Below are 24,219 nucleotides of genomic sequence, written 5' to 3'. Positions count from 1 at the left end.
ATAAATGGGCGACATGTAACGGTGAATATAATATCGGCGAATTCATCAGAAAATAGTTGCAATTATCCACTATCCGGCAAATCATGATCCTCGGAAGACTACTCCTATTTCTCTCGTCGCGAGATCTTGATGGCCGCCCTTATCAGAAAGGGCAGCTTGGTATCGCTTTGTTTTTTTGAGGCTTTCGACTGTGCTGGTACGAAGAAAGACGCCACCCGTTTCACTTGAGGACATCGATCTCGATGTGCTTGAGGATACGCTGAGCTTCTACATCCGCACGGTCAATCTGGCAGTCTCTCGCGATCTGGATGAGCGCCTTGAGGGATACGATGTCGCCAAGGGGACTGGGAAGATAACCACCCTCTTGATGGTAGACAGCCATCCGGGAATTCGCCCGTCCGTGATCGCCCAACTCATTCTCAAGGATCGCTCTGCCATGGGCCGCCTTGTCGAGCAGATGGAAAGCCAGGGGCTTCTGACCCGCGAGACGTCGGTAGACGACAACCGTGCACAGGAGCTTTACATCACCGAAAGGGGCGCAGAGCTGGCGGTCGAGGTGCGCGCCATCGTTACCCGGCAATCCAGGGACTTCTTCGACTTCGTGCCGGAGGGCGACCAGCAACTGCTGATGGACATTCTGCGCAGAACCTACCGGCGGATCGCCGGCCTGTCCTGATCATTGTTTTCGGAGGATCATGCCATGATGGCAGAGCGTGTAGCGTTGATATCGGGTGCCAATCGTGGCATCGGCGCGGCTGTGGCGATTTTTCTGCACGAGCAGGGATGGCGCCTGTCGCTTGGCATGCGCACGCCGGCACTTCCCTCCTGGGCCGATCCGCAACGCGTTCATGTTCAAGCCTACGATGCATTTGAGGAGACTGCCGAGCAGAGCTGGGTCGATGCCGCCATCGATCGTTTCGGCCGCATCGATGCCATCGTCGCCAATGCCGGGATCATGATTCCGAAGTCGGTGATAGAGGCCGACGAGGCGGATATCGACGCAATGCTTTCGGTCAATGTCAAGGCGCCGCGCCGGCTTGCCAGGGCTGCATGGCCGGCTCTCGGCAAAAGTGGACGGGGCAGGGTGATCATTCTCGGTTCCCTGTCCGGCAAGCGCGTGAAGTCCGCCGGTGCCGGTTCGTATTCGATCTCCAAGTTTGGAGCTGTTGCCCTTGCCCACGGCATCCGCCATGCGGGCTTCGATCTCGGCATACGCGCCACCGCCGTCTGCCCGGGTTTCGTGGCGACCGATATGGCGCTCGGTATCAGCGACCGCGCCGCCGAAACGATGACCGATCCGCGCGATCTTGCCCGGATCATCGCCATGCTGCTGGACCTGCCCAACGAGGCCAGCGTCGCCGAATTTAACATCAACTGTCAGCTCGAGGAATCCTACTGAAATGCCCGGACCCTATGTCGTTCCCGTCCACGGCGATGCCGACCTGCCTGCCGAAGTGGACGTCGTCGTCATCGGCGGCGGTATCATCGGCACATCCACAGCGCTTGAACTTGTAGAGCGCGGCCTGCGCGTTGCCCTTTGCGAAAAAGGTGGGATCGGTCATGAGCAGTCAAGCCGCAACTGGGGCTGGGTGCGTATTTCCCGGCGTGATCCGCGCGAAGTGCCACTGATGGCCGAAGCATTGCGGCTATGGAGCAATCTCGACCAGAGGACCGGTCGTGCCACCGGCTACAAACGCGCCGGCATCCTCTTCACCTGCGCCAGCGATCGGGAGTTTGCCGATCACGAGCGCTGGAACCGCAACCTCGAAGGCTACCAGCTGGACTCCAGGATGCTGAGTGCCGGGGAATTCCGGGCGATGTTTCCGAATGCGGACATGAACATCAAGGGTGCGCTCTACACTGCTGCCGACGGGCGTGCCGAACCGCAAGTCGCGGCTCCCGCAATTGCCGAAGCCGCACGCGACAAGGGGGCGACGATCCTGACGGAATGCGCGGTGCGCGGCATCGAAACGTCCGGCGGAAGGATCTCGGGCGTTGTGACGGAGCGCGGCCACATCGCATGTTCAGCAGTCGTGCTCGCCGGTGGGGCTTGGTCGAGCCTGTTTTCCGGAAATTTTGGCATCGACCTGCCGCAGTTGAAGGTGATGAATTCGGTACTGCGGACAACGCCTCTGGAAGGTGGGCCGGAGCAGGCCATCTGGTCGCAGGGTTTTGCCGTGCGCAAGCGGCGGGATGGCGGCTACACGATTGCCTCCGGACACGAGAACGTCGTCGATATCGTGCCGAAATCCTTCCGTTATGCCCGCGACTTCATGCCCGCTTTCGGAAAGGAATGGCGCTCGCTGAAATTTCGACTGGGCGGGCGCTTCCTCGACGAGGCGCGTATCCCCAATCGCTGGTCGATGGATGAGGCAAGCCCGTTCGAATACAATCGCGTACTCGACCCGAAGCCCGCCAACAAGCTTTCCGATCTGGCGCTTGCCAATCTCAAAAAGGCATTTCCGGTCTTCGAAAAGGCAGAGATTGCCCAGCGTTGGGCGGGTTATATCGATGTGACGCCGGACGCCGTGCCGGTGATTTCAGCTGTTGATCAAATCCCCGGCTTCCATATCGCGACCGGTTTTTCCGGCCATGGCTTCGGCATCGGTCCTGCCGCAGGCAAGTTGATGGCTGACATCGTCACCAGCCGAACGCCGGTGGTCGATCCCAGGGACTTTCGCTTTTCCCGCTTTTCCGACGGTTCGAAGATCGAGCTGATCAGCGGTTTCTAATTCTGCCCGGCAAAGAAGGCAGATGACATGACGTGCAAACAAAGTGGAACAGTGACTGAGCAACATCAAAGGGGAAAAGCCTATGCCTGACGAAACCAAGCCTGCAGTTTTCAATCCGACGCGCCGCCAGGCGCTCACCATGATGGCTTTGGCCGGTGCTTCCGGCTTGATCATGCCCGGCCTTCTCGGTCGAGACCAAGCCCTTGCCGCGACGCCGCCGGCAAAGCCGACAGGTCAGATGATCGTCGGCTTTTCTCAGGAACCGACCGTCTTCAATCCGCACCTGCTGCATATCGAAGTCGACGAAGGTATCCATTTCAGCCTGTTCGACCCGCTTTTTGCCATTGACCCCCAGGGCAAGTTCACTCCGGCGCTGGCCGTCGAGGTTCCAAGCGTCGAAAATGGCGGCATCTCTGCCGATGGCCTCTCGTGGAAGGTCAAGCTGCGCGACGACGTCAAATGGCATGACGGTTCGCCTTTTACTGCCGAAGATGTCAAGTTCACATTGGAACTGATGGTCGATCCAGCGTTCCTCAGTTGGCGCAAGACCGGCCATGAACTGGTGCGCGACCTAACTGTCGTCTCGCCGACCGAAATCACCTGGAAGATGGAGAAGCCGTTCGCGCCCTATCCCTCGATCCTCGCCTCCACATTCATAGTGCCCAAGCATATCCTCGGCCCAGAGAAAGACAAGAATACCGCCCCGTTCAACCATGCGCCCATCGGCACCGGTCCGTTCAAGTGGGTGGAGCGGATCGCAGGCGATCACATCACTCTCGAAGCCAATACCGGCTATTTCGGTGACGGTCCTTATCTCGAGCGGATCATCTACAAGTACATCCCTGACCTGACGGTTCTCTACACCCAGTTCAAGACCGGCGATATCGACGTCGCGGGCCTGCAGTGGATCACGCCGGACCACTATGAAGAAGCCAAGGCGCTGGATGGCAAGACCGTGCTGGTCGTGCCGGGCTCAACGGTCGAATCCGTGACCTTCAACATGGAGAGGCCGCAGTTCAAGGATCTCGCGGTCCGACAGGCGCTCTATCATGCTCTAGACAAGACGACGATCATCGACACGCTTTATTATGGCCTGCCGACGCCTACGGAAAGCTATATGCCGCAGCAGTCCTTCTATGCCAATCCGGATCTGCCCAAGCATGAATACGATCCGGAAAAGGCCAAGAAACTTCTGGACGATGCAGGCTGGGTGCCCGGCAGCGACGGCATCCGCGCCAAGGGCGGCGTCAAGCTTTCCTTCTCGAATTCGACCACGGCCGGCAATCATATCCGCGAACAGGTGCAGCAGTTCATGCAGCAGTCCTTCAAGGATATCGGCATCGACATGACGATCTCGAACCTGCCACCTGCCGTGATGTGGGGCGAATACTGGACGAATTCAAAGTTCGACAGCGTCGTCGTTGGCCTCGATTTTCTGACAGGCGCCGATCCCGATACGTCCGACTATTTCAAGTCGACATCCATTGTTGCCAAGGGCGGTGCTGGCCAGAACACCTGGCAGTACGCCAATCCCGAGGTCGACAAGCTGCTGACCGAGGGCGGCCAGACCGTTGTGCCGGAAGAGCGCAAGAAAATTTACCTGAAGATCCAGGAGATCATGCGCGCCGATCTGCCATACCTGCCGGTCTTCCAGTACGCCACGGTCCGTGGCTACAAGAAGGGCGCCGAGGGCATAGCCTACAACGTCAACGTCCGCATCGACAGCTGGAACCCGGGCAGCTGGTACTGGGCGTCCTAGCGCCGATCTCTATCCGCCCTCTTTCTTTGCTGGAGGGGGGCGGAAGAGGCATTCGACGTCCGGGACTATGCGTCCCGCAATCATCGGAGAGACCGCGATGCTGCACTATCTTCTGGGCCGTTTATGGCAGAGCCTGATCCTTTTGGTTCTGGTGTCGATGATCGGCTTCGCCGTCCTGAATCTTGCGCCCGGAGGGCCGTTGTCGCAATACGCGCTCACCCCTGGGATGACCAAGGAAACGCTCGACCGCATTTCCGAGCAGATGGGGCTGAACCGGCCGCTGCCGATCCAGTATCTCGATTGGCTCTGGCATCTTCTGCAGGGTGACTGGGGTCGCTCCTATCGCGACAGCCAGCCGGTACTCGGCATCATCACGGGACATCTCTTTGCGACCCTGCTGCTAATGGGCTCATCGACCGTGTTGTCGATCGCGGTCGGGACCTGGGTCGGCATCAAGGGTGCGACGAAGCGCTATTCGATCTTCGATTACTCCGCCACCGTGGGTGCCATGGTCGCCCTGTCGATCCCGACATTCTGGTTCGGACTTGTCGCGATCTATCTGTTTTCCCTCAAGTTACGATGGCTGCCAGCGGGCAACATGTACACGATCGGCAACGGCTCGGTCAGTGACTATGCCATCCACCTGATCATGCCGACCGTGGTTCTGGCGCTCGTCAACGTCGCCGTCTGGAGCCGCTACATGCGCACCGCAACGCTTGACGTCATCAACCAGGATTTCGTGCGCACGGCAAAAGCCAAGGGACTGTCGGAGCGGCGGGTGCTGATGAAACACGTCATTGGCAATGCACTCCTGCCGATGATCACCCTGGCGGGACTGCAGCTTCCGACCATTCTCGGCGGCGCGCTGGTGACCGAGACGGTCTTCACATGGCCCGGCATGGGGCGGCTGTTTCTGGATAGTCTCGGATACAACGACTACCCGGTCGTGATGGGTCTACTGATGTTTTCCGCGATCCTCGTGCTGTGCGGCAGTCTGATCGCCGATCTCCTCGTTGCCTTCGTCGATCCACGCATCCGGCTGAGTTAGGAAAAAGATCATGTCAGCAATCGCTTCCATACCCGGCTCCGGCAAATCCCATTGGTGGCAAAGCCGCACCTTCCGTCGGTTCGCGCGCCACAGGCTCGCGATGATCGGCCTGATCATGATCACGCTGCTGACGCTTGCGTGCGTCGTCGGTCCCTATCTGCTGCCGTTCAACGAACTCTATATCGACCTGCGCGCCCGTTTTGCCCCGCCTCTGACTGGCTACCATATCTTCGGAACTGATCCGCTTGGCCGCGATCTCGCTGCCCGCCTGTTCATGGCCGGCCGCATTTCACTGCTCGTCGGTTTTTTCGCCATGCTGCTCAGCACGATCTTCGGCACCGTCATCGGGGTCTGCGCCGGCTATTACGGTGGACGTGTGGGTGCGGCGCTGATGCGGTTCGTCGATGCATTCCTGTCGTTTCCCAGTATCTTCCTGCTTCTGGCGCTGGCCGCTTTCATCAAGCCGAGCCCGTTCATGATCACCGTCATCATCGCAGTCACCAGCTGGATGGAGATCGCCCGGATCGTCGAGGCCGAGGTGCGCTCTCTGCGCGAACGGGATTTCGTGCTGGCCGCCCGGATGCTCGGCCTTTCCAACCGCTGGATCATGTTTCGCGAACTCCTGCCGAACGCCATCGGCCCGATCATCGTCGCTGCCACGCTGACTGTCGCGCGCGCCATCCTGCTCGAAGCCTATGTCAGTTTCCTCGGCTACGGTATCCAGCCGCCACTGCCGAGCTGGGGCAATATGCTGAACGGTGCGCAGCAATATCTCGATCGTGCCCCGTGGCTAGCGATCGTACCGGGCGTGGCAATCACGCTGGCGGTGACAAGCTTCAACTTCATCGGCGACGGTCTGCGCGACGCACTCGACGCGCGCAGCGATGCAAACTGAAGGCGTGAGCGGCATGACCCGGTTTTCTCCGTTCAAGACAACCTTATGGTACGACAGCGCAACGCCTGCCGTAGAAACGAAAGAGCTGGAGGGTACGGTCAGAGCTGATGTCTGCATCGTTGGCGGGGGCTACACCGGGCTGACCACTGCGCTCGACCTGGCAAGTGATGGCATCAGCGTGGTGCTTCTCGAGAGGGAAGAAATCGGCTTCGGCGGTTCCGGTCGCAACGCCGGCCATTGCACGCCAACGTTCACGCACTATAGCCTATCGGAGTTGCGCCGTATGCTCGGCGAGCCCTGGGCCGAACGGCTGATCGATAAACAGACCCGCGCCAACGACCGCGTATCCGGCATTATCGAGCGCTACCAGATTCAGTGCGAATGGCAGCAGCACGGCTATGTCATGGGAGCTGCCTATCCCAACATGATGAAGACAATCGAAGAGAAGGTGCGCACTTACAATGCCGTCGGCGCGAAAACCCGGGCGCTGGATAGGGATGAGGTGGCGACGATCACCGGTAGCCCGCGCTTTCACGGCGGCTGGCTGCACGAGGAGGCAGGGCACCTCAACCCTCTTGGCTATGCCCGCGGCCTTGCCCGCGCGGTCATCCAGGAGGGCGGGATTATTCATACGCAATCGCCGGTGACCGGTTGCGAGCGTGACGGAACCGCCTGGGCGATCCGCACGCCGAAGGGGAAAGTTGTTGCAGACAAGGTGATCTTCGCCACCGGCGCCTATACGGTTGGTGGCTGGCCGAAGCTCGACCGCACCTTCAGAATCCAGAAGGTCTTTGTCGCGGCAACGCAGCCGCTATCGGAAGACGAGCGCGGCTCGATCCTGCCACGCAATACCACCGTGCACGACGGTCGCGGCGATATCTATGTCTACAAGTACAATTCCGAGGGACGGATCGTCGCGTCGATGTTCCCGATGGGTCGGCGCGGTCGAGACATGGATTATACCCGAAGGGTCATGAGCGACAGGTTGAAATGGCTGCATCCGCAGATCAGGCAGGAGATTCGGTGGGAGTATTTCTGGTTTGGCGAACTCGACATGCAACACCGCACAGTGCCGCGCCTTTACGATCTGGCACCGGGCGTCGTAGCGCTGACCGGCCTTTCGGGTCGTGGTGTGCCGACCGGCAGCATGCTGGGCGGAATCCTTTCGGACTGGGCAAAAGGAGTGCCGCAACGTGATCTTTCGCTCAAGCTAGAGCCGCTGACAGCGGCACCTGTCTATATGAAATACGGACCACCGCTGACTTTGCGATACTACCGCATTGCCGACTGGATCAAGACGAAACTCGGAGGCGCGGCCTTGCCGCCACATGCCTGATCTGGATGTGCACAGTTTGACCAGCGTGTTGGGGGCGTTGGTGGAGCGAGTCATCGGAAGGTCATCAATACAGCTCGCCGCGATTGGATGCATCCTTGCGGGCAGCGAAAAGGCTGCTTGACGGGGATCGACGGTGAGCAAGGTGGAACCTTGATGACGGTTCGAAACCTGACGACCGCGAATTATTGCTTGAAATCGATGCCAAGGACACCCTCTTTGTCTGCTTCTGGCTGAGCGAAGCGCATCAAATTCGTCGCTAGTTGAAATGAAATTCTACGTCGTGAAACTCATCTCGGGTCAGGGCCGCCTGTAGGATTCCCGCGACACGGCCCGCCGTAGGCCGGAGTTCCGGATTGATCAGCGATCAAGCAGACAACCCGCCAGGCTGAGTGATGAGCGCGACAACGAAATCCATCACAGCTCGGACGGAGGGGTTTTTGCGCAGATCCCGATGGACGACAAGCCAGATGTCCCGGGAGAAGATTGGAATGTCGTCGCCAATCCGCATCAGGTGCGGATCTGCGTCTCCCAAAAAGCAGGGCAACCCGGCGACGCCAGCTCCGACACGCGCCGCAGTGAGATGTCCGCCGATGTCATTCAACTCGCACGCGATCGGCCTTGTGCCGGCAATGCCCAGTAGCCACGTCTGCTGCGGCATGCCCTCAAAACTCTGGTCGTAAGCGATGAACTGCCATCGATCAGGCTCGTCACGATGCGGATAGTCGCGGCGCGCGAAGAGGCCGAATTCCATGACCCCAACTTTTCGCGCGAAACTGCCGGGCTCTTCGGGCCGTACCAGCCGGAGAGCCACATCCGCTTCCCTGCGGCTGAGCGATACCTGCTGGGCCTGCGCCGCGAGAGAAAGACGGATGTCCGGATAGCGAGACCGAAAGTCCGCGAGATGCTGCGCCAGCAGATGCGCGGCCAACACAGGCGGAGCGCTGAGCGTGACCTTGCCGATAAGCGGCCTATGCGCAGCCCGAGCGATCCGGGCAACACCGTCCGCTGCACTTTCCATCGTGACAGCCTGATCGAAGACTTGTTTACCAATCGTGGTCAAGCGACAGGACCGCGGCAAGCGGTCGACAAGCTTCACATCGAGTGCGCCTTCGAGCGCCGCCAGCCGACGGCTCACCGTGGCGTGGTCCACCTTCAAGGCGCGCGCCGCGCCGGACAGGGTGCCGCTACGCGCCACTGCTAGGAAATGACGAAGATTTTCTCATTCGACCATCTGTGCAAATTCTCAATGTGCACTGGCATATATACCGAATTTCCGCACAGAAATCATCGGCGTACTTTCGAGACAATTTACTTTTTTGAGGTTGTCTCGATGTCAGTGTCTCCCACCATGCACCCACGCGTCACGCTTGCCGCCTCGGCGCTTGGCTTCGTGGTCGTTCTTCTAAACGTCAGTGTCGTCAATGTTGCCCTCGATGCCTTGCGTACGAGTTTCTCCACCGACGTTGCCGGCCTCCAATGGGTCCTCAATGCCTATACGCTCATTTTCGCGGCCCTGCTGCTGATGGCCGGATCGCTTGGAGACCGCTTTGGCACGCGCGCCATCTTCATCACCGGCTTCGTTCTCTTCACGCTCGCTTCGCTTGGCTGCGGGCTGGCGCCAACGCTGACAACGCTGGTCGCGGCACGGCTCGCGCAAGGCGTCGCCGCCGCGCTGCTGGTCCCGAACTCTTTATCGTTGCTCGCCCAAGCTTTCCCCGACAAGGAACAGCGTAGCCGAGCGGTCGGTTGGTGGGGAGCCGCTGGCGGCATCGCATTGGCGGCCGGCCCAGTGGTTGGTGGTGTTCTGGTAACGCATTTCGGCTGGCGCAGCGTTTTTCTGATCAATATTTCGGTCGGCCTGATCGGTCTGGCCATGATCCTGCTTTATTCCGCGCCAAGTCCCAGGAACGAGGGGCGCTCGCTCGATATGCCTGCGCAGGCCGCCGCCATCATCGCGCTCGCATCGTTGGCAATAGCGCTGACCGACGCCGCGCATCTGGGCTGGACGCATCCCCTTATTCTCGCGGCCTTTATCGTGGCCGTCCTTTCCACAATCGGCTTTATCCTGATCGAGGCGCGTAGACGCGCACCGATGCTGCCACTATCCGTCTTCTCCAGTCGCGCCTTCTCGATAGCCTCAATCACCGGCGTTATCGTCAACTTCGCCTATTACGGCCTGATCTTCGTCTTCAGCCTGTTCTTCCAACTGGAGCAACACCTCTCACCGCAGGAAACGGGCATAGCCTTCCTGCTGACGACCATCGTCCTGATGGTCATGAACATCATCGCGGGCCGATTGATCACACGCTTGGGTGCGCGCCGGCTGATGGTGTTCGGCCTCCTTCTGGCAGCAGTGGGATATCTTTTGTTGATCCCAGTCAGTCTTAGTGGCTCCTATTGGCAACTGGGCGTGCCGATGCTGATGGCGGCAAGCGGCATCGCGCTCTTAGTGCCGACGATGACGAATGTGACTCTTTCGTCGGTCGATCCGTCACGGGCCGGGATCGCGTCAGGTGTGCTCAACACGGCACGGCAAGTGGGCGGCATGATCGGCGTCGCGACGTGTGGCTATTTTGTGCGCGACACGGCGCCAACTGCGTTCATGCACGGCATGCACCTTTCGCTCATCGTCGCAGTGGTGCTGTTGTTTCTCGGCGCCGCACTCTCGTTCTTCAGGCTCGAGAAGGTGCGGTAGTGCCTGGCACTATGCGGCTTTCAAAATCTCTCAGCAGCGCCAAACCGTCTGGCCAATCGCCCAGTTCGCTTTGCCCGTTGATGTGGCCAGCCGCGCCGATGATCTTCGATTCGCTGCCCCACTGCTCGGCTCGGGCCTCGACATAAGACAACGAACCATAGGGATCAATGGTGCTCGCCACAATCAGCGACGGAAAGCGAAATTTGCATTCGGGGACGTTGGCAAAGCCTGCCGCCTGCGGGGGGAAAGCCGGAGCTGCCGGATCGGGCACAGCGACCAGAAAGGCCCCTTTGATCGACAGATCGGAAACGTCCCGCCAATGCGCGACAAGCAAGCAGGCGAGACTGTGCGCCACGAGAATGGGCGGCGTTGGCGCGGCACGTACGGCCTGCTCCAGCGCATCGATCCAGTCCAAAAGGTCTGGCTCATCCCAACTGGTCGGAGCAAATCGGCGTATGGAGGGGTCGGCGTCTTCCCAAAGGCTATGCCAATGGAGCTTTCCGGAGTTGCCGATGCCTGGCAGATGGATGATTTCGGTCATGCTTGCCTCTTTGCGGGTTCGCATCATGATGAGCGTTTACTGCAGTTTTAAAAATTGGCATTCATCGGAAAAGCATCCCGCATTCCGATGGATTAAAGGTCAATGGCGAGACATTTCGATACGCGCGCTGAACTCGATCCGACCGACATCGCGATGATCGAAATCTTGCAAGATGACGGCCGCATGAGTGTCTCAGAATTGGGCAGGAAGGTCGGCCTTTCTCAACCGGCGACTTCAGAACGTCTTAAGCGGCTTGAAGAGCGCGGCATCATCACCGGCTACCGAGCCGTCTCGACCCTGCTGCGGTGGGACTGGGGATGATGGCGATTATCCGCGTGCGCACCACGCATGAACATATCAAGACATGCCTGAAGCAGTTTTCGGAAATGCCGCAGGTCATCGAGGTTCTAAGGCTGACAGGAGAAGACTGTTTCCATCTCAAGGTGATCGTGCCTACACCAGCCGACCTGGAGCGCATCGTCGATGCCGTTGCCCGTTACGGCTCCGTCACGACGTCGATCGTTGTGCGAAGCGAGCCCCATAAACGGATTGGTCGCGAGCTCATGAAGAAGGGATAGCTTCGGAAATTCCCACGTTTCGTAAGCTTTACGGCAACGGTCATGGCACCACGAGATGGCAACACACACCATGCTGCCGAACAAGGCTCATCCAACCGCGGAATAAAGGAGAGAGCCGAGAGCGAAAAAAACAATCCGATCAGGATCAATCCGGACAGTCGCGATACCCAAATGGCAAAATGCTGCGGCAGGCGTCGCCGGCGCCAGACCGTGGTTCTGTCCTCAACCTTACTAGGCATCAAGCTTGGCGAAGTTGCGAGTGACCTCGACCATGTCCTCGCGCCTCAGTAGCATAGTGGTACGAGAACTTGGTCCAAGCTGTCACCGAGCGTGGTTAGACTACCGTCCACACGCGGTCGGCGCGCTTCACGACGCCGTCGAGCTACTGGATTAGCACCTTGTCGCTGACATTGCGCCTGTCCGCCGCAGCGCGCCCGGCCTCGTCAAAGCCCCTAGGGGGACGAAATACAGGATGAACGGTTTCCACTGCCAGCAGTGACCGGCGAAGTCGCGTCCAGGCATCCTGTGAGCGGCTTAAGCAGTTGCTGAACGAGATCGATGGCGAGATCGGCCAGCTCACTGCCAATGAAGCTTATGGAGCTAAAATTGCGCCAGCGACATGCTAGCATCTAAAGATGATCGAAATAATCATCTTTTCCCTTGCGCCCGATTGCCATGCGATGATAGCAGCAATTTATGGAAAGCGCTGATCACCCAGACATTCTTGGTACCTTCATGGACGTGCGTTCTAGGTTGACACACGTCATCTACGGTCGGGTGCAATGTTCCGCGACGACGGCGGATCTTCTGCAGGACACATTTTTACGTTTCTGGGAACGGCCAGGCCTGTTGCGCGGGGTTGCAGACCTTGCCGGCTACTTCGTCACGACAGGCCGCAATCTCGCCCTCGATCATCAGCGCCGCAAGAAACTCGCGCCATTTGTTGATGGCATAGAAGGTCTGGAAGCGATATCCGATCCCGGGCAATCCGTTGAATCGACCGCAATAAGCCGCCAGGAACTGCGGCGCGTGCAGGCGGCACTCGGCCGAATGCCTCCTCGCGCCAGACAGGTTTTCATGCTTTCACGCATCGATGGCCTCACCTACGTCGAGATCGGAGATCATCTCGGCATTTCGCCGAAGACAGCCTTCGGTCACATGGTCGTCGCGCTCGAACGGTTGCGGGCGGAGATGAAGGCACAGGGCTAAAGGCTCCCTGCTGCTTTAATTTGTTAGAGCGGGGCGGCGAGTGCAGGACATCTCCCAGAAAGAAAACTGTTCCGACGAAGATGCGAACGTATCGCGGTGCGCGGCGGAATGGTTTGCGCGGCTTCTCGATGAAAGCGCCACCGCCAACGACCGCGCATCATTCCGGGCTTGGCTGGAGCGCAGCCCCGAGCATGCCAAAGCCTATTCCGAACTCGAGCGACTGTGGCAAGGGGCTTCGGCTCTTCCCGAGGTCCCGGCGCCTTCGTCCATCAAACGCAGGAATCTCCTCAAGTCGGGCGGCGCACTCCTGGTGCTTGCCACCGCTGGGCTCAGTGCGACTTCCTACCTGCGGTCGGTCGCGGCAGACTATCGAACGAGCGTCGGAGAAACTGCCCGTGTCACCCTTCCCGACGGCACGGTCGCAGAACTTTCTACCGCCACAGCCATTTCGCTGGACTTCACGCCAGGGCAACGGCAGGTCCATTTGCTGGAAGGGGAGGCATTCTTCATAGTTGCCCCGGATATGCAGCGACCGTTCGTCGTGGATTGCGGATTGCTGAGAAGTGCTGCGCTGGGGACGCAGTTTTCCGTGGGAATGGAGGAGGAGGGCATCGTCGTGGCGGTGGCACAGCATGCAGTCAGCGTATCGTCTCCTACGCAGAAGCAGGTTGTCCGGGAGGGCCAGTCCGTGCTGTATGCCCGCGACAGAATATCCAATCCAGCGCAGATGGGCGACGGTTCGCAGCTTTCGTGGCGCGATGGAAAGCTCGTCTTCATTTCAACGCCGTTTGAAAATGTGGTCGCCGCACTCTCCAGGTGGCGTCACGGCAAGATGATCGTCATGGACAGGGCCTTGGCGCGCCGCCCGGTCAGCATCATCGTCGATGTTCGACGAGCCGGTAGAATACTCGAGAACCTCGAAAACGGCCTGCCCATCCGCATAGCCACCTACTCTCCCTGGCTGACATTGATCTATCCGCAATAAAAAAGTTGAAAAACGACCGAGGTTTTTTTCGACCTGCTGCGTCCCCTTTTCAGAAGCCCGGAAAAGCCCGGGCTGAGTTGCGTTTGCAGGGGGCAAGGCGAATGACGGAAAATCAAATTGGCGGCAGTCGCCTGCGGCTGCTTCGCAGCATGCTTTTGGTAGCCTGCGTCGGCTTCGCGCCGCTTTCGATGGATGCGTTAGCCGAGAGCGGCAAGAGTTATGCCTTCACGATCGTCGGCCAGTCGCTTTCCGCCGCACTGGTTCGTTATTCGTCCGTAACTGGCATCGACGTCGCGTTCGACGGTAATATGCCCGCTAACCTGCGTACGAGCGGCATCAATGGCAATCTGCCCGCCGAAGCCGCGCTATCGCGCCTGCTGGCCGGAACCGGCCTTACCTACCGTTTCACGACGCCGACAACGGCACTGCTTGTCAATTCAAAGCCAGCCTCTCCCGATGCGGCAGCGGACAGCACCACATCCTTGCAACCGATCGTTCTCCAGGGGGAGCGAGGTCGTGGCCCGGTCGACGGCTTCGTTGCCACGGAAAGTGCAACGGGAACGAAAACCGATGCTGCGCTCAAAAACACCCCGCAGGCAATCAATGTCGTCACACGGGACCAAATGACGGCACAGGGATCCGCCACGCTCACCCAGGCATTCCGGTATACGCCCGGCGTGATCAGCCAGTTCGGCGACGACAGCCGCTACGACTGGTTCACAATTCGCGGTTTTCGTCCTGGACGATATCTCGATGGGCTGCGACTACCGTTCGGTGCCAAGGGCTATGCTCAGCCACGTGTCGAGCCCTACAGCCTGGAGCGAGCGGAAGTCCTGAAGGGTCCCGCTTCGGTTCTTTATGGTCAGAGCGAACCGGGCGGCCTCATCAACATGGTTTCGAAGCGTCCCAGTGCCACTGCGAGGAACGAGGTGGAAACGCAGTTCGGCACCGATAATCGCATTCAGACTGCATTCGATCTCAACGGCAACGTCAATGACGACGACGGCCTTCTCTACCGCCTGGTCGGCGTCGGTCGCCTGACCGACACGCAGTATGACTTCGTGAAGGAGAAGAAGGGCTACATTGCGCCATCCTTCACCTTCAAGCCGGACGAGGGAACATCCCTCACGATCTACGGCAGTTACCAGCGGATCGACTCCCCCGGCGGTGGCGGCGCGCCGGCGCTTCCGGCCAACGGAACGCTCTTTACCGACAAATATCCGGAACTACCGCGCAGCACCTTCCCCGGAGAGCCGGGATACGACCATTACAAAAGCGAGCAGGCCTCGGTGGGCTACGAGTTCGAACATGAAATCGACGAGACCTGGACTGTCCGGCAGAACCTTCGCTACTCCTATGTCAGCACGGACACCCAGCGCGTCCAGCCCTACTGCCCTTCGGCTTGCAACCCTGCCGCCTTCTATCGCTACGCCTGGGCCTTTCCGGAAAGCTCTCGAGCCGTGACGGTCGACAACCAGGCCGTAGGACATTTTTCGACCGGAGATCTGGCGCATACCTCCCTTTTCGGCCTCGATTATTCCTATGAAAGCAGCCGGTACGAAGAATCCGCGCTGTCGCCGATCTTTAAACTGTTCAATGGATTGGATCCCGTTTACGGGGCCAGCAGCGTTACGCGTCCTGCGATTGCCACCAAGATCAACCAGCAGCGCAGCCAGACCGGAATTTATGCGCAGGACCAGGTCGAGTGGGATCGTTTCGTGTTCTCGCTTGGCGGCCGCTACGACTGGGCGAACACCGACACCAGAACCCACACCAGCCTTGCTGACAACAGTGTCAACCAGAGGGACGGCCATTTCACTTGGCGCGCCGGCCTCGTTTACAATTTCGACAACGGCATCTCGCCCTATGCCGGATATTCGACGTCGTTCAATCCTGCCAGTGGCACAGACCACGCAGGCACGGCATTCGATCCGACGACAGGCGAACAGTTCGAAGTCGGCGTCAAATATCAGCCGGTCGGCCGCAACAGTTTCGTTACCCTCTCGGCCTTCGACCTGACGCAGGACAACGTCCTTTCGCCGGACCCGGAAAACACCAGTTTCAACGTTCAGACCGGCCAGGTTAGGATGCGGGGCGTCGAGCTTGAGGGCAAGGCAGAGCTTACAGATTCCTTCTCAGTTCTCGCATCCTACGCCTACACGGACAGCGACATCACCAAGGCCAACGCCAACGCTGCCGGCGTCAGCAACCAGGGCAATCGTTTTGCCTTCGTGCCGCGCCACCAGGCATCGCTCTGGCTCGACTATACACTGCAAACATCTACGGCCTGGGATGGCCTAAGCCTCGGCGGCGGGGCGCGCTACACCGGACAGACATATGGCGACAACGCCAACCTGTTCGACATACCGTCCTATACCGTCTTCGATGCTGCCGTGCGCTATGACTTCGGCAAGGCCAATCCAAAGATGGAGGGCCTGAAGGCGTCGCTCAATGTGAGCAACCTGTTCGACCGGAAGTATGTCTCGACCTGTATCGCGGCCACGGGATGCTACTGGGGCGAAGGCCGAAGCATCTATGCAACACTCAAATACAGCTGGTAAAAAGCCTTGGCATACCAGCCCGACCATAATCACCATTGGCTGACACGGCGGCAGTTTGCCGCTGCGTTGACGGCCGCCTTTCTTCCGGCGCAGGCGATGGCCGCACCGACGGCGCCGAGAATCGCGGCGCTGGACTGGGGATGGGCGGAAAGCCTTCTCGCCATGGAGCTTCCGCCGTTCGCCGTGGCAGAGGCGCCGCTCTACGGCGACCGCGTCGTCGTGCCGGCACTGCCGGATGTGACAGTCGACCTCGGCTTGAGGTCATGGCCCAACATGGAGTTGCTGCGCGCCCTAAAGCCTGACCTGATCCTTTCCCAGGCGGGTTATGGCGCCTCTTCTGCGCGCCTCAACGAGATTGCTCGAACTCTTTCCATGCCGCTCTACAGCGCCGAGCGCCAGCCATTGAAGGCCGCCGAGGCGGGCCTTCGCACAATCGCCGGCCATATCGGCAGAGAACGGATTGCAGCGGATTATTTGCAGCGCTCCTATGCCCGGCTAGACGCCATAGCGCTTAAAGCAAAAAATTACGACGGACGGCCGCTGCTGATCGTCAAGTTCGCCGACGAAAGGCTTGTCGACATCTATGGCGCCGGCGGTCTGTTCGACGATGTGTTGAAACATATTGGCATCGAAAATGCATGGGGTGGCCCAACGAACAACTGGGGTTTTGCCACGGCGGGGCTGGAGGTGATTGCCCGTTATCCCGATGCCCGTGTGATCATCATCGAGCCGGGCCCACCGGGGACGTTGCTGCAAAGTGCGCTTTGGCAATCCTTGCCGGCGGTGCAGAAGGGCCATGTCGCAATGCTGACGCCCACCTGGGTTTTCGGAGCATTTCCTTCGGCAATGCGATTTGCCGAGGTCATCCAGCAAAGCATTGGCATCGCATGATCTCCCCCCTGATGACACCGGTCCGCCTGAGCCTCTCGATCGCTTTGGCAGCACTTTTGCTCTATGCCTGCGCCATACTTGGCTACGTTCCGGTTGCCAATCTGCGGCATGCGATCTGGCAACCAGACCCTGCCTCCTTTGGCGAGGTCTATGTCCACTTCTCGCTGCTGCCGCGGATGATCGTCGCCCTCCTCGCGGGTTCTGCTCTCGCCTTTGCCGGCACGATCTTCCAGCAACTCCTCAAGAACCCGCTCGCCGAACCGTCGACGCTCGGCATACTCTCGGGCGCGCAACTCGCCATCACCCTCGTCTCGCTGTTTGCCGTCACCGTATCGGCAAGCGAGCGCGAAATCGCCGGCCTGGCAGGCGGTCTCGCAGCCGTGGCGATTGTTGCCGGCCTTGCAAAGAAGGCAAATTTTGCCCCGATGACATTGCTGCTCTGTGGCATGATCATTAGCTTTTCGGCAGGCTCCGCCTCCGTCATCCTGGCGCTGTTTCATCACGAATATCTGCGGGGAGTATTTATTTGGGGCAGCGGCTCTTTGATCCAGAACGATTATTCCAATGCGGCGGCTCTGGGCCTGCGCCTGATCGTGCTCATTCCCGCGCTGCTGCTATTCTATCGACCGCTGGCGGTGGCCGGCCTCGACGATGAGAATGCCCGCAGCCTCGGCCTTTCAGCCGGTAGACTCCGCGCCTCGGTATTGTTGATTGCCACCATTCTCTCGGCAGTCGTCGTCGCCCGGGTGGGCGTCATCGCCTTTGTAGGCTTGGCAGCAACCAGCGTCGCGCGGATTGCAGGTGCGAGGACATTCCGGCAGCGGCTATACTGGGGGTCGCTGATGGGTGCGCTGCTGCTGCTTCTGGCCGATGGCATCGTTCTCGTCGGCGCGCCAATTGTGGGAGAAGTCCCGACAGGCACGGTGACTGCGATCGTAGGTGCTATCTTGATGCTTGTTCTCCTCAAGGGCGTGCCGCATTCCCTCGACGAGGTGATCGCGGTGCAAAACATCGATGCGTCGCGTTTGTTATCGAGCCGGTTCTTCCTGCCTGTCTCCCTCGTCATCGCGGTGACGATCGCGATCTTCTCGCTGACCGAGCAGATCTTCACACACGGCATCGATCAGATGGTTCTCTTCGGAGGGCGATGGCCACGTGTCCTCACCTCGGCTAGTGCCGGCGCCATGCTCGCCCTTGCAGGCGCCATAATCCAGGTCACGACGCGCAATCCGATGGCGAGCCCCGAGGGCCTCGGGGTCAGCGCCGGCGCTGGGCTTGGGATCATTGCCGCATTTTTCCTCAACGGGATGGCCTCTCCGCTGGTGCCGCTGGCTGGCGGCATGGTTGGCGCAATGCTGTCATTCGCACTCGTCCTGGCGGTTGCAAGGCAAAGAAACTATGCTCCTGGACCGGTTTTGCTGGCTGGCATCGCCGTCAGTGCGCTCGCCACCGCCATCATCTCCTTCATCGTTGCCAGCGGCGATCCGCGTGCAAGTTACATTCTCGCCTGGACCATGGGGCCAACGTTTCGCGCCACGGGCATCTTCGCGCTTATCGCTTCCGGTTTCGCAGTCATCGGGCTGGCCTTGGCACCGCTCTTTCGCCGTTGGCTGGAAGTCCTGCCACTCGGCGATGGCGCGGCACGCTCTTTCGGCGTCAATCCCGGACGGTCGCGTGCCGTTCTGCTGATGTTCGTCGCCATTTTAACAGGTGCAGCGACGATGATGGTCGGGCCACTGAGCTTCATTGGGCTGATGGCGCCGCACCTCGTGCGGATGGCCGGTGTACGCGGCCAGGTCCACACGCTTCTCTCGGCGACCGCGATCGGCGCAACGCTGATGATGGCGGCAGACTGGCTGGGTCGATCTGCCGACTTTCCTTATGAAATCCCGGCTGGTGTGATGGCGGCCTTCATCGGCGGACCATACTTCCTGTGGGTCATCCGTGGGCAGGGTAGAGGGTCCCGTTCATGAAGAAGAGGAATATGTGATGATTGACGGGCGCGAAGACCGCGGCACCGACGCGATGTCGAAAGCACCATTGCTCCCCACGGCGAGTATCTCCGCCTTGTTCACACTCGATCGCGCCGGTTTCTCCGTCGACAATCGTGTCCTGCTGGAACCACTGTCGATAGATCTGCCGGCACGACGTGTGATTGGCCTGATCGGCCATAACGGCTCCGGCAAATCGACCTTGGTGAAACTGTTGGCGCGCCAGCAGGCGGTATCGACCGGCTCGATTTCCTATGAAGGCAAGAGCCTCAAGGAGTGGGGAGACCGGCCGTTCGCCCGCAAGGTCGCCTACCTTCCGCAACAAACGCCGAACGCCTCCGGCATGCTTGTCAGCGAACTGGTGGCACTCGGACGCTATCCGTGGCATGGCGCTCTGGGCAGGTTTGGATCGCACGACCAGCAGATTGTGGAAGAGGCGATGGAGCTTGCCGACGTTGCCATCTACCGGGACCGCCTCGTCGATACACTTTCGGGCGGGGAGCGACAGCGCGCATGGCTTGCCATGCTGATCGCGCAGGAAACCGAATGCCTGCTGCTCGACGAGCCGATCTCGGCTCTCGACGTCGCGCACCAGATCGAAGTGCTAACGCTTGTTCGGCGGCTTGCAGAGGAGCGTCGACTGTGTGTCGTCATGGTTCTCCACGACGTCAACATGGCAGCACGCTTTTGCGACGAGATCCTAGCACTTCATTCGGGAAGGCTCATTGCGCACGGTACACCCGCACAGATCGTGGTACCAACCCAACTGCAGACCATTTACGGCATTGAAATGGGCGTGTTGCGCCATCCCGACACCGGCATTCCACTCGCCTACGTCCGGTAGGCAATTTTCGAGCGCTTGGCCCGGAACTCAGGGCTCTGCGTACAAGCGGCTGTCGGCGCGAACGATGAAGCGTTAAGCGTGATTAATTAGGCCACGGACTCATTAGTTGAGTCGATCCATATCCTCGTCGCGACAAGCTTGAGGGCGGCCATGTAATTATCAGCGCGGCGGTCGTATCGCGTCGCGAGGCCTCGCATCTGCTTGATACGGTTGAAGAACCGTTCCACGAGATTGCGCTGACGGTAGACCCAGCGGTTGAAGCTGAATGTCTGCTTTCGATTGGCCTTTGCAGGGATATTCGCCCAACACTTGCGTTGCTTGGCAAAGTTACGAATTGCATCGGTGTCATATGCCTTGTCGGCGAGGATCGTCGCGCCGGGCCGCAGGTCGCTCAACAGCTTTTCAGCCATCGGTGCATCGGCGGCTTGGCCGGCGGTGAGTTCGAGCCGAATCGATCTGCCATCTGCATCGACTAGAACGTGGATCTTTGTCGTCAGGCCGCCGCGCGAACGTCCCACGCAAGGATCGGCAGATCCCCCTTTTTAGCGTTGGCACCATGCTGGTGAACGCGAACACAAGAACTGTCGATCATCACGATGTCTCCATCGTAACGCTTTGAAACGGCGTCCAGAGGACGATCCCAGACGCCCGCCTTGCGCCATCGGGAGAACCTATTGTAAAGCGTCGTGCGCGGGCCATAACGCTCCGGCACATCTCGCCAAGACGAACCAGTCCTGAAACGCCAGAGGATGCCGTTGATCACCCGGCGGTCATCGACACGTTCAATTCCACGGCTATTGTTCGGCAAAAGAGGTGCAATGATAGCCCATTCTTCATCGCTCAATTCGTGACGGCGCATAGCAATCTCCTTTCAAGGAGATTGAATCACACACCGTCAATAAGATGAACCCCGTTTATGGGGACACTGCCTAGATCGTAACTGCAATTTATTGCTCGGCTGTCCGGCGGGAATAGCAGGTCGTGGGTTCGGATCCCTTCAAGGCGAAGAAACGACAGCAGCATCAAGCATGATTGAGGTAAGAACGCTTAATAATGCTGCCGGCTCAAAAGCTCCAGTGCGAGCCACGAATGTGCAGCTTCTTGATGTTGAACCTACGGGAGCTTCTTGATAGTGCTGTAAATGATATTGCGGTTGGTTCCGAACCAAACGCGAGCATCGACGGTATCCGCACTAATGCTGGCATTGACGATACGCCACATGTCTGCCTCTGAACGCTGCAAGAGCTCCCAGTTCATATAGGATTCCATATAGCCGTCATCAGACATCTCGTTGGAGAAGTTGGCGAACAGGAATATTCCGCCTGGCTTCAGCATCTCAACGCAGATCTGCGTGAGCTTGATTGCGACTTTATCGCTGAGATAATCGTAGAGCCCTGCGGCATAAATCAGATCGAATGTTCCAAGTTGGTGCTTCCCCGTGAGGAGCCCACGCACCGATCCATCGACCGGATCGACAGACGTTCCTTTGAATTGTCGGATGATTGAGCCGATGCTTTGCGGATCCTGATCGAGGGCCACCCAGCGCTTAATTTCGCCTTTGGAAAGAGCCGTCGATGCCTCCGCTTCACGGAGATGTCCAGCGGCAATCGCCAGGATCTCAGTCTCCGAGGCTGTCCTCGCCGCGGTCTCATCAACGAAGCGGGTCAGTATGTCTCGCCTTTCCCTAACCGCAACTGGCCCGGGAGCGTGGATGGTATACTCAAAGATCTGGAGTCCAGCAGGAGTCGCCTTAGCGACCTCTCCGGCTGCCGCCTCATGTCCATAGATGAAGTCAATCAGCCCTGCATCGCCGGAATATCCGCGAGGCTTTTCGAACGACCATCGGGTAAAGGGGCACTGCTGCATTACCTGTGCCGAAGGATGCGCTTGTATGATTGGGACGAGCTTTTGCCAGACATCAGGCCCTGCCTTCTGCCTGATATCATGCAGTTGACCGATCAACCATTTGGTAATCTCGGGCAGATCTTTCCTAGCGTCCAAGCGCTGCATGGCAAGGTTTATGACAACGGCAAACTGAGCTTTTGCTTCAGCCAGAAGTTCTGCCTGATTGCTCGGTTCATGAGAAATAAGACTGTCACTGACGGATTGCGGCATGATCAAGCTTTTGCCGTCAGGAGAAAAAAGGGGCTGAGCCAAAAAAAACCTCATGCTTAACGGAGTGTTAACACAAAGTCAGATGCTTCACCATTCTACGATCCGTCAAGGGGTATTCGGGTGTTCCGCATTGGGTCAGTCACGCGTCACCAACTTTAGAGTCTGTTAAATAAGCTTCACGTTTAGCGACCGGCCTCCGCGACGTAAGCCCGTAATCGTTTGTCGCGGGTGTGACATGTCGTTATCGACAATAAGCGGAGATCCACGACGCGGAACTGCAAACGAATTGGGTGACGGGCCATGAAGCACATGTTAGCCGAAGCAGGTGTGGTCGTTGAAGGTCCAGGGATGTCGCCGGAAGACTTGCGTGCTTCGTACTTGCGTGAGAGCGAGCAGGGTAGGAAACGCGTTACTCGCCAAGGCCTGCGGATAGCCGTTGCAGCTTATCTGGCGTATTCTATTACTGACTACCTTTTCATTGGCGATGTTGCCTACTACACCGTCGCGGGGCGTCTGATCGTTGGGGTCAGTGCCTTAGTGTTCTTAGAGGTTTTGATCTACTTTGAAGCAAGATCCGGCCTGATCGATGCGGTCGCGGCTACAGCAGTATCTGTGGCCTATCTTGCCTGGATAATCACTGCACAAATGTCCAGTGCCGTGGAGGCTGTCTCGTACTACATGGTTTTTGGGGCCATCTTCATGATGAGCGTGAACCTGTTTTTCAGCTTTCGGTTTCCCCTTGCGCTCACGGCCTCGACAGTGAATATGCTCATTTTTCTGGGCATGCTCTATCCGTTTTCGCCCATGCTGCCGCTTTATAAGCTGATTCTCGGAGCCTTCTGTATTTCGTGCTTCGTATTTACGTCATACGTGAACCTGAAGCTCAATCGAGAGCGTTACAATGTGTTCCTCAAGGCGCTCGAGGCCCGTGTCCAGCAAAACGAGGCAGACGAGAGGGGCAAGGCGCTCCTTCGCTTGTCGAACACGGACTCGCTCACTGGGCTGGAAAACCGGCGAGCCGTCGATGAGCGACTACGTGATTACTGGCAACGTTGGCTCGACCACAGGTCGATGTTTTACGTGCTGCTACTCGATGTTGATTACTTCAAACGATATAACGACCGCTATGGTCATCAAGAAGGCGATCGGTGCCTTGTTGCTGTTTCACATCTTCTCCAAGACGTTGTAAGTTCGCATGGCGCTAGGATTGCGCGTTACGGCGGCGAGGAATTCATAATCATCGCGCAGCAGCATAGCGTTGAAGACGCCATCGCTTTTGCGGAAGCGATCAAGTCTGCCATACGTGCGCTGGCTTTACCTCATGAGAACCGACGAGATGGAACCACGATCGTCACTGTCAGCATCGGATTGTCGTTCCCCAAGAATCTCACAAAGCAACTCGACCGGGTTGTCCACGAAGCTGATCTCGCCCTCTACGCTGCGAAAAAACGTGGCCGGAACACGGTGGTTGTCTTTGATCCTAGCGATGCGAAGGCACAAGATGACGAGGAAGACATTGCAGCGATCTTAAAGGTGGCGGTCGACCAGCGGCTTGTGTCCCTGGTCTACCAGCCAATACGAAATGTCCAGTCCGGCAGAGTGGCGGCTGCCGAAGCTCTGATGCGCCTGCGTCGGCCTGATGGCACATCGATCGCACCTGTTGCTTTTATCCCCGTCGCCGAACGATCTGGGGCAATAATCGAGCTCGGGCGTTGGGCGATACGAACCGTCTGCAGCGACCTTCTGGCAGAGAATAAGGTGGAGGTCGCAAGTGTCAATGTGTCGCCAATTGAACTCAAGTCGCCGGACTTCCCAAGTTTCGTTGCTTCAACCCTCGCAGATTTTGGCTTAGCAGGAGCCAGGCTCGCTCTCGAAATTACGGAAGGAATAGAGCTGGAGCTGGACCAAGATGTAGTTCTTTGCATCACCGATTTGAGAAAGTTAGGCGTCCAGGTCTGGTTGGACGACTTTGGTACGGGTTTTGCCGGACTGTCATGGCTGCGTCTGATAGAATTCGATACCGTTAAGATTGACCGGTC

At 58.6% G+C, this 24,219-nt stretch carries 20 protein-coding genes and 1 pseudogene; 16 read left to right on the top strand and 5 right to left on the bottom strand.

The features are described from left to right. Positions 1–190 precede the first annotated feature (190 nt). The 7 genes from VH564_RS21165 to VH564_RS21135 all read left to right on the top strand — a co-directional run bounded on the left by VH564_RS21165 (position 191) and on the right by VH564_RS21135 (position 7,770). Entirely contained in the window at positions 191–676 is a 486-nt protein-coding gene (locus tag VH564_RS21165; protein WP_423341838.1) for a MarR family winged helix-turn-helix transcriptional regulator, read from the top strand. Positions 677–700: 24 nt separating this feature from the next. Next, on the top strand, positions 701–1,399 hold the full coding sequence (locus tag VH564_RS21160; protein ID WP_423341837.1) for an SDR family NAD(P)-dependent oxidoreductase: 699 nt from the start codon (positions 701–703) through the stop codon (positions 1,397–1,399). Position 1,400: 1 nt separating this feature from the next. Continuing rightward, a complete protein-coding gene (locus VH564_RS21155) occupies positions 1,401–2,732 on the top strand; it encodes an NAD(P)/FAD-dependent oxidoreductase (RefSeq protein WP_423341836.1) in 1,332 nt (443 codons plus the stop codon). An 82-nt stretch (positions 2,733–2,814) separates the two neighbouring features. Beyond that, on the top strand, positions 2,815–4,491 hold the full coding sequence (locus VH564_RS21150; protein WP_423341835.1) for a peptide ABC transporter substrate-binding protein: 1,677 nt from the start codon (positions 2,815–2,817) through the stop codon (positions 4,489–4,491). 97 nt (positions 4,492–4,588) lie between these two features. Further along, positions 4,589–5,539: an ABC transporter permease gene (locus VH564_RS21145; RefSeq protein WP_423341834.1), complete on the top strand. Its 951-nt coding sequence runs from the start codon at positions 4,589–4,591 to the stop codon at positions 5,537–5,539. A gap of 10 nt (positions 5,540–5,549) precedes the next feature. After that, entirely contained in the window at positions 5,550–6,434 is an 885-nt protein-coding gene (locus VH564_RS21140; protein WP_423341833.1) for an ABC transporter permease, read from the top strand. 13 nt (positions 6,435–6,447) lie between these two features. Next, positions 6,448–7,770 (top strand): NAD(P)/FAD-dependent oxidoreductase, encoded by a 1,323-nt coding sequence (locus VH564_RS21135; RefSeq protein ID WP_423341832.1) that lies wholly within the window; start codon positions 6,448–6,450, stop codon positions 7,768–7,770. A 364-nt stretch (positions 7,771–8,134) separates the two neighbouring features. Here VH564_RS21135 and VH564_RS21130 read toward each other — a convergent pair whose 3' ends face one another. After that, positions 8,135–8,926, bottom strand: a complete 792-nt coding sequence (locus VH564_RS21130; protein ID WP_423341831.1) for a LysR family transcriptional regulator — start codon at positions 8,924–8,926, stop codon at positions 8,135–8,137. 48 nt (positions 8,927–8,974) lie between these two features. Here VH564_RS21130 and VH564_RS21125 point away from each other — a divergent pair, with 48 nt between their 5' ends. After that, entirely contained in the window at positions 8,975–10,465 is a 1,491-nt protein-coding gene (locus VH564_RS21125) for an MFS transporter (protein ID WP_423341830.1), read from the top strand. Here the strand turns inward: VH564_RS21125 and VH564_RS21120 are convergent. Continuing rightward, on the bottom strand, positions 10,443–11,006 hold the full coding sequence (locus tag VH564_RS21120) for an RBBP9/YdeN family alpha/beta hydrolase (RefSeq protein ID WP_423341829.1): 564 nt from the start codon (positions 11,004–11,006) through the stop codon (positions 10,443–10,445). The genes VH564_RS21125 and VH564_RS21120 overlap by 23 nt on opposite strands. 102 nt (positions 11,007–11,108) lie before the next feature. Here VH564_RS21120 and VH564_RS21115 point away from each other — a divergent pair. The 4 genes and pseudogenes from VH564_RS21115 to VH564_RS21100 all read left to right on the top strand — a co-directional run bounded on the left by VH564_RS21115 (position 11,109) and on the right by VH564_RS21100 (position 16,339). Then, positions 11,109–11,584 (top strand): annotated as a pseudogene (locus tag VH564_RS21115) (Lrp/AsnC family transcriptional regulator). Positions 11,585–12,319: 735 nt separating this feature from the next. Next, on the top strand, positions 12,320–12,793 hold the full coding sequence (locus VH564_RS21110) for an RNA polymerase sigma factor (protein ID WP_423341828.1): 474 nt from the start codon (positions 12,320–12,322) through the stop codon (positions 12,791–12,793). A gap of 40 nt (positions 12,794–12,833) precedes the next feature. Beyond that, positions 12,834–13,778, top strand: a complete 945-nt coding sequence (locus tag VH564_RS21105; protein ID WP_423341827.1) for a FecR family protein — start codon at positions 12,834–12,836, stop codon at positions 13,776–13,778. Between the two features lie 101 nt (positions 13,779–13,879). Continuing rightward, complete coding sequence (locus VH564_RS21100; RefSeq protein WP_423341826.1) at positions 13,880–16,339, top strand: TonB-dependent siderophore receptor; 2,460 nt, start codon at positions 13,880–13,882, stop codon at positions 16,337–16,339. Between the two features lie 29 nt (positions 16,340–16,368). On the opposite strand, the gene VH564_RS21095 is transcribed toward VH564_RS21100, so the two are convergent. Then, the gene (locus VH564_RS21095) at positions 16,369–16,503 is read right to left on the bottom strand and encodes a hypothetical protein (RefSeq protein ID WP_423342005.1); all 135 of its coding nucleotides are present in this window, start codon (positions 16,501–16,503) and stop codon (positions 16,369–16,371) included. Between VH564_RS21095 and VH564_RS21090 the strand changes: the two genes are divergently transcribed. The 3 genes from VH564_RS21090 to VH564_RS21080 are packed head-to-tail and all read left to right on the top strand — an operon-like array spanning position 16,502 to position 20,065. Continuing rightward, positions 16,502–17,230, top strand: a complete 729-nt coding sequence (locus VH564_RS21090; RefSeq protein WP_423341993.1) for an ABC transporter substrate-binding protein — start codon at positions 16,502–16,504, stop codon at positions 17,228–17,230. The two genes, VH564_RS21095 and VH564_RS21090, sit on opposite strands and share 2 nt — an antisense overlap. Continuing rightward, positions 17,227–19,203 carry a Fe(3+)-hydroxamate ABC transporter permease FhuB gene (gene fhuB / locus VH564_RS21085; RefSeq protein WP_423341825.1) on the top strand — a complete coding sequence of 659 codons (1,977 nt, stop codon included), beginning with the start codon at positions 17,227–17,229 and terminating at the stop codon, positions 19,201–19,203. The genes VH564_RS21090 and fhuB overlap by 4 nt, the downstream gene beginning before the upstream one ends. Positions 19,204–19,255: 52 nt before the next feature. After that, the gene (locus tag VH564_RS21080) at positions 19,256–20,065 is read left to right on the top strand and encodes an ATP-binding cassette domain-containing protein (RefSeq protein WP_423341992.1); all 810 of its coding nucleotides are present in this window, start codon (positions 19,256–19,258) and stop codon (positions 20,063–20,065) included. Between the two features lie 86 nt (positions 20,066–20,151). Here the strand turns inward: VH564_RS21080 and VH564_RS21075 are convergent. Beyond that, positions 20,152–20,930 (bottom strand): IS5 family transposase gene (locus VH564_RS21075; RefSeq protein ID WP_423341991.1). Its coding sequence is split into 2 segments (ribosomal slippage): positions 20,152–20,588 and positions 20,588–20,930, totalling 780 coding nucleotides; the frame shifts between segments, so codons are not numbered across the junction. Between the two features lie 248 nt (positions 20,931–21,178). After that, on the bottom strand, positions 21,179–22,222 hold the full coding sequence (locus VH564_RS21070; protein WP_423341824.1) for a class I SAM-dependent methyltransferase: 1,044 nt from the start codon (positions 22,220–22,222) through the stop codon (positions 21,179–21,181). A gap of 258 nt (positions 22,223–22,480) precedes the next feature. Here VH564_RS21070 and VH564_RS21065 point away from each other — a divergent pair. After that, the coding region (locus VH564_RS21065; protein ID WP_423341823.1) for a putative bifunctional diguanylate cyclase/phosphodiesterase at positions 22,481–24,219 on the top strand (1,739 nt) is incomplete at its 3' end.

The organism is Rhizobium sp. HT1-10, assembly GCF_049472505.1.
Classification (GTDB): domain Bacteria; phylum Pseudomonadota; class Alphaproteobacteria; order Rhizobiales; family Rhizobiaceae; genus Rhizobium.
The sequence above is the reverse complement of the archived record's forward strand: the minus strand, read 5'-3'. Positions and strand labels throughout refer to the sequence as shown.

Excerpts from the sequence above, each read along its gene's own strand:
- VH564_RS21160 (WP_423341837.1), top strand. The coding sequence starts at position 701 with ATGATGGCAGAGCGTGTAGCGTTGATATCGGGTGCCAATCGTGGCATC.
- VH564_RS21155 (WP_423341836.1), top strand. The coding sequence starts at position 1,401 with ATGCCCGGACCCTATGTCGTTCCCGTCCACGGCGATGCCGACCTGCCT.
- VH564_RS21150 (WP_423341835.1), top strand. The coding sequence starts at position 2,815 with ATGCCTGACGAAACCAAGCCTGCAGTTTTCAATCCGACGCGCCGCCAG.
- VH564_RS21145 (WP_423341834.1), top strand. The coding sequence starts at position 4,589 with ATGCTGCACTATCTTCTGGGCCGTTTATGGCAGAGCCTGATCCTTTTG.
- VH564_RS21140 (WP_423341833.1), top strand. The coding sequence starts at position 5,550 with ATGTCAGCAATCGCTTCCATACCCGGCTCCGGCAAATCCCATTGGTGG.
- VH564_RS21135 (WP_423341832.1), top strand. The coding sequence starts at position 6,448 with ATGACCCGGTTTTCTCCGTTCAAGACAACCTTATGGTACGACAGCGCA.
- VH564_RS21125 (WP_423341830.1), top strand. The coding sequence starts at position 8,975 with ATGACGAAGATTTTCTCATTCGACCATCTGTGCAAATTCTCAATGTGC.
- VH564_RS21120 (WP_423341829.1), bottom strand. The coding sequence starts at position 11,006 with ATGACCGAAATCATCCATCTGCCAGGCATCGGCAACTCCGGAAAGCTC.
- VH564_RS21110 (WP_423341828.1), top strand. The coding sequence starts at position 12,320 with ATGGACGTGCGTTCTAGGTTGACACACGTCATCTACGGTCGGGTGCAA.
- VH564_RS21100 (WP_423341826.1), top strand. The coding sequence starts at position 13,880 with ATGACGGAAAATCAAATTGGCGGCAGTCGCCTGCGGCTGCTTCGCAGC.
- VH564_RS21090 (WP_423341993.1), top strand. The coding sequence starts at position 16,502 with ATGGAGCTTCCGCCGTTCGCCGTGGCAGAGGCGCCGCTCTACGGCGAC.
- VH564_RS21095 (WP_423342005.1), bottom strand. The coding sequence starts at position 16,503 with ATGGCGAGAAGGCTTTCCGCCCATCCCCAGTCCAGCGCCGCGATTCTC.
- fhuB (WP_423341825.1), top strand. The coding sequence starts at position 17,227 with ATGATCTCCCCCCTGATGACACCGGTCCGCCTGAGCCTCTCGATCGCT.
- VH564_RS21080 (WP_423341992.1), top strand. The coding sequence starts at position 19,256 with ATGTCGAAAGCACCATTGCTCCCCACGGCGAGTATCTCCGCCTTGTTC.